The organism is uncultured Ramlibacter sp. (assembly GCF_936925435.1).
GTDB lineage: Bacteria > Pseudomonadota > Gammaproteobacteria > Burkholderiales > Burkholderiaceae_C > Ramlibacter.
In genome coordinates this window covers 47462-66028 of sequence record NZ_CAKZHQ010000047.1, presented here as the reverse complement: position 1 = coordinate 66028, position 18567 = coordinate 47462, and the positions used below count along the sequence as shown (strand labels likewise).

20 protein-coding genes are annotated in these 18567 nt (G+C 67.9%); 12 read left to right on the top strand and 8 right to left on the bottom strand.

Annotated elements, in window-relative coordinates; all coding sequences use genetic code 11:
• Positions 1-56: 56 nt before the first annotated feature.
• Together Q0632_RS18130 and Q0632_RS18125 are read left to right on the top strand one after the other, a co-directional pair.
• Positions 57-368, top strand: coding sequence for a hypothetical protein (locus Q0632_RS18130; RefSeq protein WP_298932825.1), 312 nt, complete (start codon positions 57-59; stop codon positions 366-368).
• A 128-nt stretch (positions 369-496) separates the two neighbouring features.
• Complete coding sequence (locus Q0632_RS18125) at positions 497-1606, top strand: phospholipase A (RefSeq protein ID WP_298932823.1); 1110 nt, start codon at positions 497-499, stop codon at positions 1604-1606.
• Between the two features lie 4 nt (positions 1607-1610).
• Here Q0632_RS18125 and Q0632_RS18120 read toward each other — a convergent pair whose 3' ends face one another.
• Complete coding sequence (locus Q0632_RS18120; RefSeq protein WP_298932821.1) at positions 1611-3116, bottom strand: DASS family sodium-coupled anion symporter; 1506 nt, start codon at positions 3114-3116, stop codon at positions 1611-1613.
• 13 nt (positions 3117-3129) lie between these two features.
• The gene (locus Q0632_RS18115; protein ID WP_298932819.1) at positions 3130-3921 is read right to left on the bottom strand and encodes an exodeoxyribonuclease III; all 792 of its coding nucleotides are present in this window, start codon (positions 3919-3921) and stop codon (positions 3130-3132) included.
• 10 nt (positions 3922-3931) lie between these two features.
• On the opposite strand from Q0632_RS18115, the gene pyrE reads away from it, so the two are divergent.
• The gene (gene pyrE / locus Q0632_RS18110) at positions 3932-4615 is read left to right on the top strand and encodes an orotate phosphoribosyltransferase (RefSeq protein ID WP_298932816.1); all 684 of its coding nucleotides are present in this window, start codon (positions 3932-3934) and stop codon (positions 4613-4615) included.
• Between the two features lie 26 nt (positions 4616-4641).
• Positions 4642-5274: a DUF4124 domain-containing protein gene (locus Q0632_RS18105; RefSeq protein WP_298932814.1), complete on the top strand. Its 633-nt coding sequence runs from the start codon at positions 4642-4644 to the stop codon at positions 5272-5274.
• Positions 5275-5277: 3 nt separating this feature from the next.
• Here the strand turns inward: Q0632_RS18105 and gatB are convergent, their stop codons facing one another.
• Genes gatB through gatC form a run of 3 tightly spaced genes read right to left on the bottom strand, consistent with a single transcriptional unit; the run spans position 5278 to position 8487 of the window.
• On the bottom strand, positions 5278-6726 hold the full coding sequence (gene gatB, locus Q0632_RS18100; protein ID WP_298932812.1) for an Asp-tRNA(Asn)/Glu-tRNA(Gln) amidotransferase subunit GatB: 1449 nt from the start codon (positions 6724-6726) through the stop codon (positions 5278-5280).
• A 1-nt stretch (position 6727) separates the two neighbouring features.
• A complete protein-coding gene (gene gatA / locus Q0632_RS18095; protein WP_298932810.1) occupies positions 6728-8191 on the bottom strand; it encodes an Asp-tRNA(Asn)/Glu-tRNA(Gln) amidotransferase subunit GatA in 1464 nt (487 codons plus the stop codon).
• Positions 8188-8487 (bottom strand): Asp-tRNA(Asn)/Glu-tRNA(Gln) amidotransferase subunit GatC, encoded by a 300-nt coding sequence (gatC, locus tag Q0632_RS18090; protein ID WP_298932808.1) that lies wholly within the window; start codon positions 8485-8487, stop codon positions 8188-8190. The genes gatA and gatC overlap by 4 nt, the downstream gene beginning before the upstream one ends.
• Before the next feature lie 159 nt (positions 8488-8646).
• On the opposite strand from gatC, the gene Q0632_RS18085 reads away from it, so the two are divergent.
• The 4 genes from Q0632_RS18085 to mrdA all read left to right on the top strand — a co-directional run bounded on the left by Q0632_RS18085 (position 8647) and on the right by mrdA (position 13263).
• Positions 8647-9690 (top strand): rod shape-determining protein, encoded by a 1044-nt coding sequence (locus Q0632_RS18085; protein WP_298932805.1) that lies wholly within the window; start codon positions 8647-8649, stop codon positions 9688-9690.
• Between the two features lie 18 nt (positions 9691-9708).
• The gene (gene mreC / locus Q0632_RS18080) at positions 9709-10629 is read left to right on the top strand and encodes a rod shape-determining protein MreC (RefSeq protein ID WP_298932803.1); all 921 of its coding nucleotides are present in this window, start codon (positions 9709-9711) and stop codon (positions 10627-10629) included.
• On the top strand, positions 10626-11144 hold the full coding sequence (gene mreD / locus Q0632_RS18075; RefSeq protein ID WP_298932802.1) for a rod shape-determining protein MreD: 519 nt from the start codon (positions 10626-10628) through the stop codon (positions 11142-11144). Before mreC ends, mreD begins: the two co-directional genes overlap by 4 nt.
• A gap of 67 nt (positions 11145-11211) precedes the next feature.
• On the top strand, positions 11212-13263 hold the full coding sequence (gene mrdA, locus Q0632_RS18070) for a penicillin-binding protein 2 (protein ID WP_298932800.1): 2052 nt from the start codon (positions 11212-11214) through the stop codon (positions 13261-13263).
• Positions 13264-13278: 15 nt separating this feature from the next.
• Here the strand turns inward: mrdA and Q0632_RS18065 are convergent, their stop codons facing one another.
• The 3 genes from Q0632_RS18065 to Q0632_RS18055 are packed head-to-tail and all read right to left on the bottom strand — an operon-like array spanning position 13279 to position 15471.
• Positions 13279-14259: an alpha/beta fold hydrolase gene (locus Q0632_RS18065; protein WP_298932798.1), complete on the bottom strand. Its 981-nt coding sequence runs from the start codon at positions 14257-14259 to the stop codon at positions 13279-13281.
• Positions 14259-14708, bottom strand: coding sequence for a nuclear transport factor 2 family protein (locus Q0632_RS18060; RefSeq protein ID WP_298932796.1), 450 nt, complete (start codon positions 14706-14708; stop codon positions 14259-14261). Before Q0632_RS18060 ends, Q0632_RS18065 begins: the two co-directional genes overlap by 1 nt.
• Before the next feature lie 16 nt (positions 14709-14724).
• Positions 14725-15471, bottom strand: a complete 747-nt coding sequence (locus Q0632_RS18055) for a hypothetical protein (RefSeq protein ID WP_298932794.1) — start codon at positions 15469-15471, stop codon at positions 14725-14727.
• Between the two features lie 44 nt (positions 15472-15515).
• Between Q0632_RS18055 and Q0632_RS18050 the strand changes: the two genes are divergently transcribed.
• The 4 genes from Q0632_RS18050 (at position 15516) to Q0632_RS18035 (ending at position 18503) form a co-directional block, all read left to right on the top strand.
• Positions 15516-16106 carry a LemA family protein gene (locus tag Q0632_RS18050; RefSeq protein ID WP_298932792.1) on the top strand — a complete coding sequence of 197 codons (591 nt, stop codon included), beginning with the start codon at positions 15516-15518 and terminating at the stop codon, positions 16104-16106.
• Positions 16107-16175: 69 nt separating this feature from the next.
• Positions 16176-17054 (top strand): TPM domain-containing protein, encoded by an 879-nt coding sequence (locus Q0632_RS18045; protein WP_298932790.1) that lies wholly within the window; start codon positions 16176-16178, stop codon positions 17052-17054.
• Complete coding sequence (locus Q0632_RS18040; RefSeq protein WP_298932788.1) at positions 17054-17563, top strand: TPM domain-containing protein; 510 nt, start codon at positions 17054-17056, stop codon at positions 17561-17563. The genes Q0632_RS18045 and Q0632_RS18040 overlap by 1 nt, the downstream gene beginning before the upstream one ends.
• 37 nt (positions 17564-17600) lie before the next feature.
• On the top strand, positions 17601-18503 hold the full coding sequence (locus Q0632_RS18035) for a LysR family transcriptional regulator (protein ID WP_298932786.1): 903 nt from the start codon (positions 17601-17603) through the stop codon (positions 18501-18503).
• Positions 18504-18567: the final 64 nt, after the last annotated feature.

Sequence of the window (18567 nt, the reverse complement as noted above, 5' to 3'; positions counted from 1 at the left end):
CCCCTGACAAGCCGCTTGCGGACTGCCCCAAGGCGGCCGAGGTCGGCCAGCCCCACATGCTGGGCCTGTGGCAGGCCGACTTCTCGGGCCTGTGGCAGGGCGCCACCTTGCTGCTGGAGAACAACGCGCACTACACCGAGAGCTTCAGCGGCGCCGTCAACCGCGACGGTGTGCGCACCAAGGTGGCGGGCGACGTGGACAACGGCGAGTTCACGCTGGAGGAGTCCGCCGACGGCCAGCGCATCACCGCCACCTGGAGCGGCGACGTGGTGGAGGGCTCCTGCGGCCGCGAGATCCGCGGCAGCTGGCAGGCGGCCGACGGATCGCCCGCGCGCGGCTTCGTGTTGCGCAAACAGCCTGCCCGCTGAGTCGCCTTTGGCCTACAAGGCCGGGCCGGGCCCGCTGCTAATGTCGCGGCTCCCCACCGTTGAGTTTCTTTTCCAGGAAGGCCGTGCCCATGGCGCCCGTTCGCATCCCTTTGCCCCTCCGAGCCAGCATGTTGGCACTTGCCACCGGCCTGTGCACCGCACCGGCGGTCCAGGCCCAGACCCAACCCGCATCCACCTCGGTCGGCTGGCAGGCCTGCGCCGCCAACCCCGATACCGCGGCCCGGCTGACCTGCTTCGACCAGTGGGCGCAGCAGCAGCAGGTGCAGCCGGGCGTGGTCTCGCCCGCCGGCGCCGCCGCTTCGGTCGCCCAGGGCATCACGCCGCCGGCCGCGCCCATCATCGCCGGCGTCAACGGCTGCCAGGACACCCAGTACTCGCCGCTGTCGCGCTTCTGGGAGCTGCAGGACGCCACCGACTGCGGCACCTTCGAGCTGCGCGGCTACCGCCCGATCTCGCTGGCCGTGGCGGCGTCGGACGGCGTCAACCGCCAGCCCAGCTCGGATGCGCCGGACCACACGGCGCCGACCGCGGTCGACTACCAGAAGAACGAGGCGCGCATCCAGCTGTCGGCCCGGGTCAAGGTGGCCAAGAACATCCTGGTGCGTGACGACGCAGCGCGCAGCGACTCGCTCTGGGTGGGCTTCAGCCAGCAGTCCTACTGGCAGTTCTTCAACGGCACGCTGTCGCGGCCCTTCCGCACCACTGATTACGAGCCGGAGGCCATGTACGTCTATCCGCTGGACCTGGGCCTGCCCGGCGGCATGAAGGTGCGCTATGGCGGCCTGGGCATCTCGCACCAGTCCAACGGCCGCGAGCTGCCGCTGTCGCGCAGCTGGAACCGCGTCTACGCCATGGCCGGCATGGACCTGGACAACAAGTTCTCGCTCGAGGGCCGCATCTGGCAAAGGCTGAACAACGAATCCGGCGGCGACGACAACCCCGGCATCGAGGACTACATCGGCCACGGCGAGCTCAAGGCCACCTGGTATGCCGACGTCAAGAACACCTTCTCGGGCACGGTGCGCGGCCTGCTGTTCGAAGACAAGGGTTCGCTGCGGCTGGAATACTTCCGGGCGCTGGGCAAGGGCAACCGGCCCGGCGGCCTCAACGACCTGCGCCTGCATGTGCAGGCCTTCAGCGGCTACGGCGACAGCCTGCTCGATTACAACCGCAAGCGCAACGTGGTCAGCATCGGCCTGGCGCTGGTGGACTGGTGAGCACTCACCAGTAGCCCAGCAGCTTCCACCAGGCCGTGCCGACCAGCGCAAAGACCAGCAGTTCGAGCACGCACATGACGGCGCCCACGCGCCACCAGGTGCCCATCGTGACGTAGCCGCTGCCGAAGATGATGGGCGAGGTGCCGGTCGCATAGTGGGTCAGCGTCATCATGATGCCCGAGCCCGCCGTCATCATCAGCATGAAGGGCACCACATAAGCGGGCGGAATCAGCTGCGCGCCCACGCTGAGAAAGGCCAGCATCATCGCGCTGATGTGGGCCGTGGTGCTGGCAAACAGGTAGTGCGAGAAAACGAACACCAGCACCAGCACGGCGGCGATCGGCAGCCAGCCCATGCCGCTGGCAACGATCGCGCCCTTCATGCCCGCCGCGAACCAGGCGATCACGCCCAGCTTGTTCAACTGCTCGGCCAGCATGACCAGGGCACCAAACCACACCAGCGTGTCCCAGGCGCTCTTCTCGGACAGCACGTCGTCCCAGTCCAGGGTGCCGGTGATGATCAGGATGAACAGGCCGACCAGGGCCACGACGGTGGGGTCCAGCGTGAACGCCGGGCCGAACAGCGCCGCCGGCAGATTGGCCCACAGCAGCAGCATCAGGCCGAAGGTGGCCATCATCACTTTTTCCGGGCCCGACAGCGGGCCCATCTTCGCCATCTCGGCGCGCGCATAGCCGACGGCGTCGGGCGTCGCCTTCAGTTGCGGCGGTGACAGCAGGTAGATGACCAGGGGCATCAGCGCCAGACAGATCAGGCCAGGCAGCAGCATGCACAGGGCCCAGGTGGTCCAGCTCAGGTGGAAGCCCTGGCCGGTGGCCTTGGCGACAAAGTCCACCACCAGCGGGTTGGGGGCTGTTGCCGTCAGGAACATCACCGAGGTGATGGGGTTGGCGTGGTAGTTGACCAGCGCCAGATAGGTGCCGACCTTGGCCTGCGTGCCCTGGGCCGGATCGGAGCCGAAGGCGCTGGCGATCGACTTCATGATGGGATGAACGATGCCGCCGCCGCGCGCTGTGTTGCTGGGCGTGAAAGGCGCCAGCAGCAGCTCGCAGATCGCCAGGCCATAGCCGATGCCCACGGTGCGCCGACCCAGCAGCGAGATGAACAGCAGGCCGATGCGGTTGCCCAGGCCGGTCTTCTTCAGGCCGCGGGAAATCAGGACCGCCACCACGATCAGCCAGATCAGCGGGTTGGAAAAGCTGCTCAGCGCATCCGCGATCGCGCCTTTGGAGGACGTGGACGTGACCTGCGAGACCGAGACGATCACGATGGCCATCAGCGCCATCACGCCGATGGGCATGACCTTGAGGATGATGGCCACGATGGTGGTCAGGAAAATCGCCACCAGGCTCCAGGCATGCGGCGCCAGCCCCTGTGGTGTGGGAATGAGCAGCAGGACCGCCAGCACGGCGGTCGTGACCAGCGCCGGCACCAGCCGGAAAGGCACGGCCTGCTGGAAGTAGCGAAGCATCGCTGTGAGAGTCTTCAACATGGCCTGTTTTTCCTTAAAGCTGGAAGTCGTAGTCCAGCGTGATCGGCGCGTGGTCGCTGAATTTCTCGGCCTTGTAGATCGCTTCGCTGCGTGCCAGCGCAGCCAGCGCCGGCGTCGCCAGATGGTAGTCCAGGCGCCAACCCACGTTGTTCAGATAGGCCTGGCCGCGGTTGCTCCACCAGGTGTAGCAGGCGTCGGTGGTGTCGGGTTGCAAGCGGCGGTATACGTCGACCAGGCCGGTTTCGTCTAACAACTTTGTCATCCAGGCGCGTTCTTGCGGCAGAAAGCCGCTGTTCTTCTGGTTGCTGCGCCAGTTTTTCAGGTCTTTTTGCTGGTGGGCGATGTTGACGTCGCCGCACAGGATGAACTCGCGTTCGCTCTTGAGCCGCACCAGGTGGGGATCGAGTTCATCCAGGAAACGGAACTTGGCCTGCTGGCGCTCCTCACCCGAGGAGCCGCTGGGAAAGTAGCAGCTGATCAGCGAGAGCTTGCGCGTCGGCGTGTCAAAGCGCAGTTCCACATAGCGACCCTCGGCATCGAATTCGCCCGATCCATAGCCCACCACCACGTCGCTGGGCTCATGGCGGCTGTAGACCGCCACGCCCGAGTAACCCTTTTTCTCGGCGAAGTGGAAATGCCCCTGCAGCCCCGCCAACTGCTCGAAACGGCCCTGGACGTCGGCCGCCTGGGCCTTGACCTCCTGCACGCAAATACAATCGGGCTTGGTTTTTGCGATCCAGGCTTCCACGCCCTTGCTGTGGGCCGAGCGGATGCCGTTGAGATTGAGGCTGGTCAGTTTGAACAAGGATTTTCCAATGGCAGTGGGGACAGGAAGCCAGGACACGCTGGCCCAGGACTTCGTGCAATTCTCGGTGGACTCGGGCGTGCTGCGCTTTGGCGAGTTCAAGACCAAGGCCGGCCGGCTTTCGCCCTACTTCTTCAACGCCGGCCTGTTCGACGACGGCGCCAAGCTGGGCCGGCTGGCGCAATTCTATGCACAGCGCATCCTGGCCTCGGGCATCGAGTTCGACATGCTGTTCGGCCCGGCCTACAAGGGCATTCCGCTGGCCGCGGCGGTGGCCATCGAGCTGGCCCGCCTGGGCCGCAACCTGCCCTACGCCTACAACCGCAAGGAAGCCAAGGACCATGGCGAAGGCGGCACCCTGGTGGGCGCGCCCGTGCGCGGCCGGGTGCTGATCGTCGACGATGTGATGTCGGCCGGCACGGCGGTGCGCGAATCGATCGCCATCATCCGCTCCGCCGGCGCCACGCCCCATGCGGTGGCGATCGCCCTGGACCGCCAGGAAAAAGCGACGCAGGACGGCCAGGACGTGGACCATAGCGCTGTGCAGTTCGTGCGTGACCAGCTGGGTCTGCAGGTTTGCACGATTGCGCAGCTGTCGGATCTGCTCCAGTATCTGCAGCACCAGGGCGGGACCACGCTGGGCGAGCACTATCCACAGGTCCTGGCCTACCGCGACCGCTACGGCGTGGATTGAGACCAAGACAAGGAGACCTGTCGGGAATGACCCAGCTGTTGATCGGCCTGTTGTTGGCGGCCGTGCACCTGCCCGGCATGGGCCAGGGCTCCATCTACACCTGCACCGACAACAAGGGCAACCGGCTGACGTCCGACCGGCCGCTGCGCGAATGCATGGACCGGGAGCAGCGCGAGCTCAGCCCCACTGGCACGCTGCGGCGCACCATCCCGCCCACGCCGACCGCCGCCGAGCGCGCCGCCGAGGAAGAAAAGGCGCGCAAGGCGACGGAGGAGCGCGAGCGCCAGGCCGAGGAAAAGCGCCGCGAGCGCGCCCTGGTGGCGCGCTATGCCAGCCGCGCCGAACACGACAAGGAGCGCGCAGCGGCACTGCAGACCGTTGACGCCGTGGCCAAGTCTGCGCAGGCGCGCGCCACCGAACTGCAGGCCCAGCGCCAGAAGCTGGATGAAGACACGGGCTTTTACCGCAACGATCCGGCCAAGTACCCAGCCGCCCTGCGCCGCCAGCTCGAGGAAAACGACAGCAACATGGCCTCGCAAAAGCGCTTCCTGCTGCAGCAGGACGAGGAAAAGAAGCGCATCAACCAGCGCTTCGACGATGAGCTCGAGCAGCTGCGCCGGCTGTGGGCCCAGCAGGCCACACCCGCCGCCGTGCGCTAGCCCTCAGAGCGCAGCCAGCCGGGCGCGCAGCAGCTCGTTGACCTGGGCCGGGTTGGCCTTGCCCTTGCTCGCCTTCATGGCCTGGCCGACCAGGGCATTGAAGGCCTTGTCCTTGCCGGCGCGGAACTGCGCGACGTTGTCCGGGTTGGCGGCAATCACCTCGTCGATGATTTTTTCCAGCGCGCCGCTGTCATTCATCTGCTTGAGGCCCTTGGCCTCGATGACGGCATCAACCTCGTGGCCTTCACCATTCCATAAAGCCTCAAAGACCTGGCGGGCGGCGGCGTTGGAGATGGTGTTGTCGGCGATGCGGCTGATCAGCGCGGCCAGGGTCTTGGCGCTCACCGGCGCCTGCTCGATGCCGGCGTCGCCGGCGTTCACGCGGCGCGACAGCTCGCCCATGATCCAGTTGCTCGCCAGCTTGGGCTGGCCGCTGGCCTGGGCCGCGGCCTCGAAGTAGGCCGCCATCGCCTTGCTCTGCGTCAGCGTGGTGGCGTCGTATTCGGGCAGGCCGTAGTCCTTGACGAAGCGCGCGGCCATCACCCTCGGCAGCTCCGCCATCTGCGAGCGCACGCTCTCCACCCATTCGGGCGCCACCACCAGCGGCGGCAGGTCGGGGTCGGGGAAGTAGCGGTAATCGGCCGCGTCTTCCTTGGTGCGCATGGAACGGGTCTCGCCGGTGTCGGGGTCGAACAGCACGGTGGCCTGCACGATGGCGCGCCCGTCCTCGATCTCCTCGATCTGCCAGCGGATCTCGTAATCGATGGCCTCTTTCATGAACTTGAAGCTGTTCAGGTTCTTGATCTCGCGCCGCGTGCCCAGCGGGGCGCCGGGTTTGCGCACCGAGACATTGGCGTCGCAGCGGAAGCTGCCTTCCTGCATGTTGCCGTCGCAGATGCCGATCCAGGTGACGATCTTGTGCAGCTCCTTGGCATAGGCCACGGCCTCGTCGGACGAGCCCATGTCGGGCTCGGTGACGATCTCCAGCAGCGGCGTGCCGGCCCGGTTCAGGTCGATGCCCGACTGGCCGACGAAGTCCTCGTGCAGCGACTTGCCGGCGTCTTCCTCCAGGTGGGCACGCACCAGACGCACGCTTCTTTTCTCGTCGCCCAGGAAGAACTCCACGCTGCCGCCTTGCACCACCGGGATCTCGAACTGGCTGATCTGGTAGCCCTTGGGCAGGTCGGGATAGAAGTAGTTCTTGCGCGCGAACACGCTGTGCGGCGCGATGGTCGAATTGACGGCCAGACCGAACTCGATGGCGCGTTCGACCGCGCCCCTGTTCATCACCGGGAGCGTGCCGGGCAGGGCCAGGTCCACCGCGCAGGCCTGGGTGTTGGGCTCGGCACCGAAGGCCGTGGGCGCACGGCTGAAGATCTTCGACTGGGTCGACAGCTGGGCATGCGTCTCGAAGCCGATGACGACCTCGTAGCCCTGGATCAGTTTGTTCATCTCAGAAACCTTCCGGCTTGCGAAGGTGGAAATCGGTGGCCTGCTGGAAGCGGTGGGCCGCGTTGAGCAGCTTCGCCTCGCCAAAATAGTTGCCGATCAGCTGCAAGCCCACGGGCATGCCGGCGGCGCCGAAGCCCGCCGGCAGGCTCATGCCAGGCAAACCGGCCAGAGAAGCGGGCAATGTGAAGATGTCGGCCAGGTAGTTGGCGACCGGGTCGTCGCTCTTTTCGCCCAGCTTCCAGGCCACCGTCGGCGCCACCGGGCCGGCGATCAGGTCGCAATGCTGGAAGGCCTGCTGGAAGTCGTCGGCGATCATGCGGCGGATCTTCTGCGCCTGCAGGTAGTAGGCGTCGTAGTAGCCGTGCGACAGCACATAGGTGCCGATCATGATGCGGCGCTTGACCTCATCACCAAAGCCCTCGGCGCGGGTCTTGCGGTACATGTCGGCCAGGTCGGCGTACTGTTTGGCCCGGTGGCCGAACTTGACGCCGTCGAAGCGCGACAGGTTGGACGAGGCCTCGGCCGGCGCGATGATGTAGTAGACGGGAATCGACAGCTCGGTGCGCGGCAGCGAGATCTCCACCAGCGTCGCGCCCAGCTTCTGGTACTCCTTGAGCGAGCCATCAACGGCGGCGCGCACGTCGGCCGCCAGGCCATCGCCGAAGAACTCCTTGGGGATACCGATGCGCAGGCCATCGAGCTTGTCGCCCAGCGTCCTGCCAAAGTCCTCGGCCGGCCGGTCCAGCGAGGTGGAGTCGCGGTCCAGGTCGGGGCCGCACATGGCCGACAGCAGCAGGGCGCAGTCTTGCGCGGTGCGCGCCATCGGCCCGGCCTGGTCCAGGCTGGAAGCGAAAGCGATCATGCCGTAGCGCGAGGCCCGCCCATAGGTGGGCTTGATGCCGGTGATGCCGCAAAAAGCGGCCGGCTGGCGGATCGAGCCGCCGGTGTCGGTGCCGGTCACCGCCGGCGCGAGCCGCGCCGCCACCGCCGCCGCGCTGCCACCCGACGAGCCGCCGGGGATGCGCCCCAGGTCCCAGGGATTTTTTGCCGGCGCGTAGGCCGAGTTCTCGTTGGACGAACCCATGGCGAACTCGTCGCAATTGAGCTTGCCCAGGGTCACGGCGCCAGCTTGCGCAAGTTTGCTCACCACGGTGGCGTCAAACGGCGAGCGGTAGCCCTCCAGCATCTTCGAGCCGGCAGTGCTGGGAAAATCCTTGGTGACGAAGATGTCCTTGTGGGCGATGGGCACGCCGGCCAAGGCGCCGCCCTGGCCGGCAGCGATCTGCGCATCGGCGGCGCGGGCCTGGGCCAGCGTGACCGCTTCGTCGGTGGCCAGGTGGGCGCCCAGCGTCGCATGGGCCTTGCCGCGGGCCAGGAAGTGCTGCGCCGCCTCGACGGCCGACACCTCTTTGGTCTTGAGTTTTCCGGCCAGTTCGGCCACCGTCAGATCGTGCAACTGGCTCATTCGATCACCTTCGGGACCAGGAACAGGCCGCGTTCGACGGCCGGCGCGCTGCGCTGGTTGGCCTCGCGCTGGTTGGGCTCGCTGGCGATGTCGTCGCGCAGGCGCAGCGCCACCTCCTGGATGGCCGCCACCGGGTGCGCCAGGGGTTCCACACCTGTCGTGTCCACGGACCGCATGGCCTCGACGATGCTGAAAAAGTCGTTGATCTGGGCCAGCATGCGATCGCTCTCATGCGGCTGCAGCTCGAGCCGGGCCAGGCTGGCGATGCGGCTGATGTCTTGGGGGGTCAGGGACATGGCGGAAAAAAGCTGGAAAGGACGGCGTAACCGGAGGTGTCACCGTGAAATTCAGGCCCAGTCGGAGCCGGTTGTTCACAGGGGATCAGGTATTATCCCGCCTTTGGTGCAACGGCCGCTTTCGCGGCCTTTTTCGCAGAAAAACGAAGGAATTTCCCAATGTTCGGAGCTTTCCGTCGGTACTTTTCCACCGACCTGGCCATTGACCTGGGCACGGCCAACACGCTGATCTTCGTTCGCGACCGCGGCATCGTGTTGGACGAGCCCTCGGTGGTCGCCATCCGCCACGAAGGCGGCCCCCAGGGCAAGAAGACCATCCAGGCGGTCGGCCACGAGGCCAAGGCCATGCTGGGCAAGGTCCCCGGCAACATCGAGGCCATCCGCCCGATGAAGGACGGCGTGATTGCCGACTTCACCGTCACCGAGCAGATGCTCAAGCAGTTCATCAAGATGGTCCATCCCCGGTCCGTCCTCAAACCCAGCCCGCGCATCATCATCTGCGTGCCCTGCGGCTCGACCCAGGTCGAGCGCCGGGCCATCCGCGAGTCGGCCCTGGGCGCCGGCGCCTCCGAGGTCTACCTGATCGAGGAACCCATGGCCGCGGCCATCGGCGCCGGCCTGCCGGTGTCCGAAGCCTCCGGCTCCATGGTGGTCGACATCGGCGGCGGCACGACGGAAGTCGGCGTGATCTCGCTGGGCGGCATGGTCTACAAGGGCAGCGTGCGCGTCGGCGGCGACAAGTTCGACGAGGCCATCATCAGCTACATCCGCCGCAACTACGGCATGCTGATCGGCGAACCCACGGCCGAGGCCATCAAGAAGAACATTGGCTCGGCCTTCCCGGGCAGCGAAGTCAAGGAAATGGAAGTGCGTGGCCGCAACCTGTCCGAAGGCGTGCCGCGCTCGTTCACCATCTCCTCCAACGAGATCCTGGAAGCGCTGACCGACCCGCTGAACAACATCGTCAGCGCGGTCAAGAACGCGCTGGAGCACACGCCGCCCGAGCTGGGCGCCGACATCGCCGAGCGCGGCATGATGCTCACGGGCGGCGGCGCCCTGCTGCGCGACCTGGACCGCCTGTTGTCCGAGGAAACCGGCCTGCCGGTGCTGGTGGCTGAAGATCCGCTGACCTGCGTGGTGCGAGGCTGCGGCATCGCCCTGGAGCGCATGGAACGCCTCGGCTCCATCTTCACCAGCGAGTAATCCCCGAGGGAAGCAGCGATGCCGCTCGGTACGCTGGACAGAACCCCACCGCCGTTCTTCAGGCAGGGCCCGACGGCCCTGTCCAAGCTCATGGTTTGCAGCGCCCTGGCGTTGTTCCTCATGGTGGCGGACGCACGCTTCAAGATCACCCAGCCCCTGCGCGCCGCAGTCGGCACCGTGCTGTACCCGGTGCAGTGGCTGGCCCTGCGCCCGGTACTGCTGGTGCGCAATGGCGGCGAGTACCTGGAGTCGCTGCAGGCCGCGCAGGCCGCCGAAGCGACGGCCCGTGCGCGGCTGGCCCAGCAGGCGCTGCGCGCCAGCCAGGTCGAGCTGCTGGCCCAGGAGAACATCCGGCTGCGCAAGCTGCTGGACCTGCGCGGACGCGTCACCACGCCGGCACAGGCGGCCGAGGTGCTGTACGACGCCGCCGATCCCTACACCCGCAAGGTCATCATCGACAAGGGCCTGGCCCAGGGCGTGGAGGCCGGTTCGCCGGTGATCGACGAGGTCGGCGTGCTGGGCCAGGTCACGCGCGTACATCCGCTGATCAGCGAGGTCACCCTGGTGATCGACCGTGACCACGCCATTCCCGTGCTCAACACGCGCACCGGCGCGCGCAGCGTCGCCTATGGCGACCCCACGGGCGCGCATGGCGGCTCGCTGGAACTGCGCTTCATGGCCGGCAATGCCGACGTGCAAGCCGGCGACATCCTGACCACCAGCGGCGTCGACGGCGTCTACCCGCCGGGCCTGCCGGTGGCCAAGGTCGAAAGGGTCGAGCGGCGCGCCGACTCGGCCTTCGCCCGCATCTACTGCTCGCCCCAGGCCCTGGTGGACGGCGCGCGCCATGTGATGGTGCTGCAGCCCGTGAGCGGCCAGCTGCTGCCGCGGCCCGCCGCCGAAGACCCCGCGCCCGCCAAAAAAGGAGGCCGCAGATGATCATGCGCCAGGGTCAGCAGCTGCTGCTGCCAGCCAACCCGGTCTTCATCTGGGGCAGCCTGCTGCTGGCCCTGCTGGTGAACATGCTGCCGCTGGGCCGCACGCCCTGGATGCCGGACATCCTGGCCCTGGTACTGGTGTTCTGGAGCGTGCACCAGCCGCTGCGCGTGGGCATCGGCGCGGCCTTCATCTTCGGCCTGTGCATGGACGTGCACCAGACCGCCCTGCTGGGCCAGCATGCCCTGGCCTACACGGCGCTGAGCTTCTTCGCCATCACCATCCACCGCCGCCTGCTGTGGTTTTCAGTGCCCTCGCAGGCGGTGCAGGTCGTGCCTCTGTTCTTTGCAGCCCATGCCATCGAGCTGGCGATCCGCATGCTGGCCGGCGGCGTCTTTCCCGGCCTGGGCGCACTGGCAGCGCCGGCAATCGAGGCCCTGCTGTGGCCGCTGGTCAGCGTGCTGCTGCTGGTGCCGCAGCGCCGCGCGCCCGATCCGGACGAGAACCGGCCCATATGAAACTTTGCGGGACAGACCAAGATCGGCGCTTGCGCCGATTTGCTCTGTCCCCAACTGACCAGAAGCGATGACAGAACTCAGGAACGTCGAAGCCGACCTGTCACGCTTTCGCGCACGGGTGCTGGTGGCCAGCATGGCGGTGCTGGTGTGCTTCCTGCTGCTCGCGGCGCGCCTGGTCTACCTGCAGGTCTGGCGCCACACCGACCTGGACGAGCAGGCCGAGGCCAACCGCACGGCCATCGTGCCCATCGTGCCCAACCGCGGACTCATCCTGGACCGCAACGGCATCGTGCTGGCCAGCAACTACTCGGCCTACACCCTGGAGATCACGCCGTCGCGGCTGTCCCTGGGGCTGGAGGCCACCATCGACCAGCTGGCCCAGGTGGTGGACATCCAGCCGCGCGACCGCCGCCGCTTCAAGAAACTGCTGGAGGAGTCCAAGAGCTTCGAGTCGCTGCCCATCCGCACCCGGCTGAGCGACGAAGAGGTGGCGCGCTTTGCCGCCCAACGCTTCCGCTTTCCCGGCGTGGACATCAAGGCCCGCCTGTTTCGCAGCTACCCTTGGGGCGAGCTGGCCAGCCACGTGATCGGCTACATCGGCCGCATCAACCAGTCCGAGAAAAAGCAGATGGAGGACTGGGACGAGGAAGACCAGGGCAACTACCGCGGCACCGAGTACATCGGCAAGCTGGGCGTCGAGCAGAGCTTCGAAAAGCAGTTGCACGGCGTCACCGGGGTCGAGCAGGTCGAGACCTCGGCCGGCGGCCGCGCTGTGCGCAAGCTCGCCAGCAATCCCGCCACGCCGGGCAACACCGTGATGCTGTCGATCGACATCAAGCTGCAAAAGCTGGTGGAGGACATGTACGGTGATCGCCGCGGGGCGCTGGTCGCCATCGACCCCAAGACCGGCGAGGTGCTGGCCTTTGTCAGCAAGCCCACATTCGATCCCAACCTCTTCGTCGACGGCATCGACACCGAGAGCTGGCAGATGCTCAACGAATCGATCGAAAAACCACTGCTCAACCGGGCCCTGCGCGGCACCTACCCGCCCGGCTCGACCTACAAGCCCTTCATGGCGATGGCCGCGCTGCAGACGGGCAAGCGCAGCCCCAGCCAGATCACGCAGGACAACGGCTCCTGGAGCTTCGGCGGCCACGTCTTTCGCAGCCACGGCGACACCGGCCTGGGGCCGGTGGACATGCACGCGAGCATCGTCAAGTCCAGCAACGTGTACTACTACTCGCTGGCCAACGACCTGGGCGTGGACGCCATGCACGACTTCATGAAACCGCTGGGTTTCGGCCAGATCACCGGCATTGACGTCTTCGGCGAGGTGCGCGGCGTGCTGCCCAGCCAGGAGTGGAAGCGCAACTACTACAAGCGGCCCGAGCAGAAGAAGTGGTATGCCGGTGAAACCATTTCGCTGGGCATCGGCCAGGGCTACAACAGCTTCACCATGCTGCAGCTGGCCCAGGCCACGGCCATCCTGGCCAACAACGGCATCAAGCACAAGCCCCAGCTGGTGATCGCCACGCAGGATGCCGTCTCTCGCGCGCGCGTCCCGGTTGCGCCCGCGCCGGCGCAGGACCTGCGCTTTTCGCCGGAGAACGTGGCCGTGGTGCGCAAGGCCATGGTCGGCGTCACCCAGGGCGGCACCTCGGCGCGGGTGTTCGCCGGCGCGCCCTACCTGTCGGGCGGCAAGACCGGCACCGCGCAGGCTGTGACCATCGGGCAAAAAGAAAAGTACCAGGCCAGCAAGCTCGAAGAGCACCAGCGCGACCACGCCCTGTACATCGCCTTCGCGCCGGCCGATGACCCGAAGATCGCGATCGCCGCCATCGTCGAGAACGCCGGCTTCGGCGCCGCCTCGGCCGCGCCGATCACGCGCCGCGTGTTCGACTACTGGCTGCAGGGCCTGTACCCCAGCGAAGAGGACATGGCGGCGGTGCGCAAGGGCCTGGCTGCCGCTCCCATCGGCAAGCCGCGCGACGCGACCCAGGTGGCCTGGCCGCCCGGGGCTTCTGTGCCCGCCGGCGCGACCTCGGCGCCCGCCGCTGCCGCCTCGGCAGCGCTGACAGCCGCTTCCGCAGCGCCCGTCAGCGCCCTGACCGCACGCTGAGCGCGGCGCGCCGGTTCAGGCGGCGGCGTCCAGCAGCCAGCGGCCGACGGCCTGCGGCATCTGCTTGACCTGGCCCGGCACTGCGCCATGGGGAAAGCCCACGTGGCCGCCCTGGCCCGGCTGCCACAGCGTCACATGCTGCCCCACAGCGCCGCGCGCCGGCAGGCTGGCCGCCGGCACGAAGGGGTCGTTGCGCGCATTGAGCGCCAGCGCCGGAATGCGGATGCGGTGCAGGTGCGGCTTGGCCGAGGCCCGCGCGTAGTAGTCGTCGGCGCTGGCAAAGCCGTGCAGGGGCGCGGTAAAGATGTGGTCGAAAGCGTAGAGATCGCGCGCGCCTTGCAGCGCGTCGCCGTCGAACAGGCCCGGATGCTGGGCCAGCTTGGCCAGAGCCTTGGGCTTCATGCTGCGCAGGAACATGGTGGTGTAGACCAGGCGGTTGAAGCCGCGACCTATGGCCTGGCCGCCGGCCGCCAGGTCCAGCGGCGAGCAGACGGCCGCCACGGCATCAGCGCTGCGGACCGCCAGCTCGCCCGCCTCCGCGGCCCAGCGCAGCAAGGCATTGCCACCCAGCGATACGCCCACGGCCAGCAAGGGCCCGCCATGGCGCAGGCGCAGGCGCGCCAGGATCCAGCCGATCTCCTCGTGGTCCCCCGAGTGGTAGGCGCGCGGGCCGTGATTGAGCTCGCCGCTGCAGCCGCGAAAGTGCGGCACGACATAGGCCATGCCGCGCGCGCGGGCAAAGTCGGCGAAGGCCTCGGCGTAGTGGCTGCGCGACGAGCCCTCCAGGCCGTGGAACAGGACCAGCAACGGCTGGCCCGCATCAGCTGCGTTGTCTAACCAGTCGAGGTCGATGAAATCGCCGTCGGGGGTGTCCCAGCGCTCACGCCTGTAGGCGATGGGCGCTCCGGCCACACGGCGCGCGAACAGGGCCGGCCAGATGGTCTGCAGGTTGCCGCCCGGCAACCATGCGGGCGCCGCGTAGTCCCACATCGCCATCAATGCAGCACCGTGGGCGAGTCCGACACTTCCTGGATGTCGCCGGGCGTGCCCGGGCTGGCGTGGTGGGCCACCATGCGCCAGCCCTGCGCGGTCTTCTGATAGACATTGGTGGCGATCACCCAGGCGTGGCGCGCGCCCTCGGGCGTGGCCACCTCGACCCGCTCGAGCAGGTTGTGCACGGCGCTGCCCAGCGCCTCGATCTTGCGCACCCGCTCCGGCCAGGCCTTGATCGTGCCGTTGGCAAACATGGCCTCGAAGGTGGCGCGTATGGCCATGGCGCCCAGCACGCGCGGCCCACCGGGGTGGATGCAGACGATGTCGTCCTCGTCCGCCCAGCAGGCCATCAGCTTGTCGAGGTCGGCGGTCTGCAGCGCCTCGTAGAAAGCCGCCTCGACGTCGTCGGCGCTGCCGGTGAGGTGGGCGGCTTGGAGCTTGGACTTGCGCATGGAGGCTCGATTCTATTCAGCGCGCCAGCCACTGGGCCGCCACGTCGCGCGCGCTGCCCTGCGCGGCGCGCCAGACCAGCTCGGGCGCGCCGACGTGGATGCCTGGCGGCGCCAGCTCCAGGGCCACGCCCACCAGCTCGGCCACCTTGGCGGCGCGCACCGGCTGCTCGCTGCTGGGCACCATGAAGCTCAGCACCGAGAGCATCCATTGCGCCAGCCGCGGCAGCGCGTGCGCTGCAGGTGCGGCGCTGGGCTTGCTGGCCGAGCGGATGATCAGCAGGCGTTCAAAACCCAGGGCCGCCACCGCCTGCTCGTCCAGCCCGGCCAGGCCGCGCTTGAGCGCCTCTGGAAGACGGCCCTGCGCGTGCGGCAACACCACCGCCAGCGTGACGACGCCGCTGCGCCGCATCCAGGCGGCGGTGGCCCCCAGTTGCTGCGGCAGCGGCGTCCACAGGGCGCGCTCGCGGTCGTGGAACAGGCGCGGCGGCTCGAACAGGATCACGCCGACCTGGGCGGCGACGGCGGGCCAGGCGGCCGGCGCGTCACCCTCCACCAGCAGCGCGTGGACGCCGCGCAGGCCTGCCTGCATGGGCTCGCGCACCGTGACCTGGAGCGTGCCAAAGCGCTGTGAACCGAGCAGCCGTCGCAGCACCTCGTTGCCCAGCACGCCGCTGGCGCCGGCGATCAGCAGGTCCGGCCGCGCGACCGGCGCGGGCACCCCACGGGAGGCGGCTTGCAGGACTTGAATCGGCTCATGGCGCATGCCATCTATGCTACCGTTGCCTCTCTCCACGAAAGGAAGAAGCGATGCGCCGTTGGATCCTGATCATGCTGTCCGCCCTGGCCCTGAGCGGCTGCGGCTACAACGACTTCCAGCGCCTGGACGAGGCCACCAAGTCGGCCTGGAGCGAGGTGCTCAACCAGTACCAGCGGCGCGCCGACCTGATCCCCAACATCGTCAACACCGTCAAGGGCGAAGCCAACTTCGAGCAGGAGACGCTGACCAAGGTCGTGGAGGCACGCGCCAAGGCCACCTCCATGCAGGTCACGCCCGAGACGCTGAACAACCCCGAAGCCTTCCAGAAATTCCAGCAGGCCCAGGGCGAGCTGTCGGGTGCGCTCAGCCGCCTGATGGTGACGGTGGAACGCTACCCCGACCTCAAGGCCAACCAGGGCTTTCGCGACCTGCGGGTGCAGCTCGAAGGCACGGAGAACCGCATCACCGTGGCGCGCAACCGCTACATCCAGACGGTGCAGGAGTACAACGTGCTGGCGCGCAGCTTCCCCAGCAACCTGACCGCCATGGTCTTCAGCTACCAGCCCAAGCCCGTGTTCACGGTGCAGAACGAAGCGCAGATCTCGACGCCGCCCCAGGTCGATTTCGGCGTGAAAAAGTAAGTTCCCGCGCCACAACCAGAAAGAAAAGTGGCGCCATCCCGCTTGCAGTGGACCCGGGCAGCTATCTTTTTGGTAGCGCTCTGGTGTTCCTTCGCATCCGCGCAAGGCCTGCAGCCTGTGCCGCCGCTGGCGGCCCACGTCACCGACCAGACTGGCACGCTCGATGACATCCAGCGCAAGGGCCTGGAAGACAAGCTCACGGCCTTTGAGGCGGCCAAGGGCACGCAGATCGCCTTCCTGATCGTCGCCACCACCCAGCCCGAAGACATCGCCAGCTACGCCAACCGCGTAGCCAACGCCTGGAAGATCGGCCGCAAGGGCGTGGGCGACGGCCTGCTGCTGGTGGTGGCCAAAGACGACCGCAAAGTGCGCATCGAGGTCGCCAAGACGCTGGAGGGTGCAGTGCCCGACCTGGCGGCCCGGCAGGTGATCGACGAGGCCATCACGCCGAATTTCCGCAAGGGCGACTATGCCGCCGGCCTGCATGGCGCGGCCGACCAGCTGATCGCGCGCATCAATGGCGAGGCCCTGCCGGCGCCGCCACAGCAGGAGGAGCGCGGCACCGACGGCCGCGATGCCGGCTTCCAGTTCGTCGACCTGGCAGTCTTCCTGTTCTTTGCTGTGCCCATTGCCGGCGCGCTGGGCCGGCGATTGTTCGGCCGCAAGCTCGGCACCTTGCTGACCGGCGGCGGCGTCGGCGCCCTGGCTTTTGTGGCGACCTCCAGCGTGTTGATCGCCGGCGCCGCCGCAGTGATTGCCGCCATCTTCTCTCTGTTGTCAGGCCTGGTGCCGACCCGCCGCGGTGCTTGGGGTGGGGGGGGTGGCGGCTTTGGCGGCGGAGGTTTCGGTGGTGGTGGCGGTTGGAGCAGCGGCGGCGGTGGTGGCGGCGGCTTCAGCTCCGGCGGCGGCGGTGACTTTGGCGGCGGCGGCGCCTCGGGAGACTGGTGATGCTGGACAAGATCAAACGCCTGCTCAAGCACCGCTGGATGGACGACGACGACACCCGCAAGGCGCTGCCGCCAGAGCTGCTACAGCGCCTGCAACAGCGTGTCGCCGCCAGCGAGCGGCGCCACAGCGGCGAAATCCGCATTTACGCCGAGGCCGGCCTGCCCACCAGCTACATCTGGCGTGGCGCCAGCGCACGCGAGCGCGCCGTCGCCATGTTCGGCAAGCTGCGCGTCTGGGACACCGAGCACAACAACGGCGTGCTGGTCTACCTGCTGCTGGCCGAGCATGCGATCGAGATCGTTGCCGACCGCGGCCTGAACAGCCGGGTCGACCCGCAGGAATGGCAGCGCATCATCGCGCGCATGGGCGCGGCCTTCCGCGACCAGCGCTTCGAGGACGGCCTGACCCAGGCACTGGAAGAAGTGTCGGCCCTGCTGGTGCAGCACTTCCCGCTGGCCGACGGCCAGACCAATCCCAACGAGTTGCCGGACCAGCCCGCTCTCGGTTGAACCACGTCATTGGCACACCACTTGCACTGAGGGGTGCATGCTGCATGCGCCGCGCGCCTATGTTTACCTCGATGCCGTCGCCCGCGCCGGCTCCATCCGCAAGGCGGCCGAGCGCCTGCACGTCGCCTCGACGGCGCTGAACCGCAAGATCCTGGAGATCGAGGAAGAGGCCGGCACGCCGCTGTTCGAGCGGTTGCCGCGCGGCGTGCGGCTCACTGCCGCCGGCGAACTGCTGGTCGCCGCCGTCCGCCGCAGCATCGCCGACCTGCGCTCCGCCGGCTCGCAGATCGAGCAGCTGCGCGGGCTGGTGCGCGGCACCGTGCGCGTGGGCTGCGCCGAGTCGGTCGCCACCGACTTCATACCCAATGCGATCGCCCACTACCAGGAGAGCCATCCCGGTGTGCAGTTCCAGGTGCTCTCGGGCGTGACGGGCCAGCTGGTCGCGGCGCTGCTGCGCGACGACGTGGAGCTGGTCATGGTCCACGACCCCCAGCCCAGCGACGCGCTGCGGGTGCTCACGGCGCTACCGCAGACGCTGTGCGCGATGCTGCGCCCCGACCATCCCCTGGCGGGGCGGGAGAGCTTGCGCCTGGCCGACTGTGCCGGCTACCCGCTGGCACTGGGCGACAGCTCCTTTGGCAGCCGGCGCCTGATCGACGCAGTCTGCGCGCAGTCGCGGATCACGCTGCAGGTGGCGCTGGAAGCCAGCTCGGTGCAGACGCTCAAGGAGTTCACGCTGCGCAGCGGCGCGATCAGTTTCCAGTTCGAGATCGGCACCCGCCGTGAGGCCCGCCGCGGCGAACTGCTGACCTTGCCGCTGCGCGACCGCGCCTTCGCCGGCAGCCAGCTGGTGCTGGCCACCCGCGTCGGCCGGGTCCTGCCCATGGCCACCACCCATTTTCTGGAGGGCCTGGTCGCCGAGCTCGCGGATCCGCAATGACCGGCTTTGGGGCAGGAGTGCACACATTTTGTGCTCACCCCGAGCGAAAGTTTGAGCTAGTCGT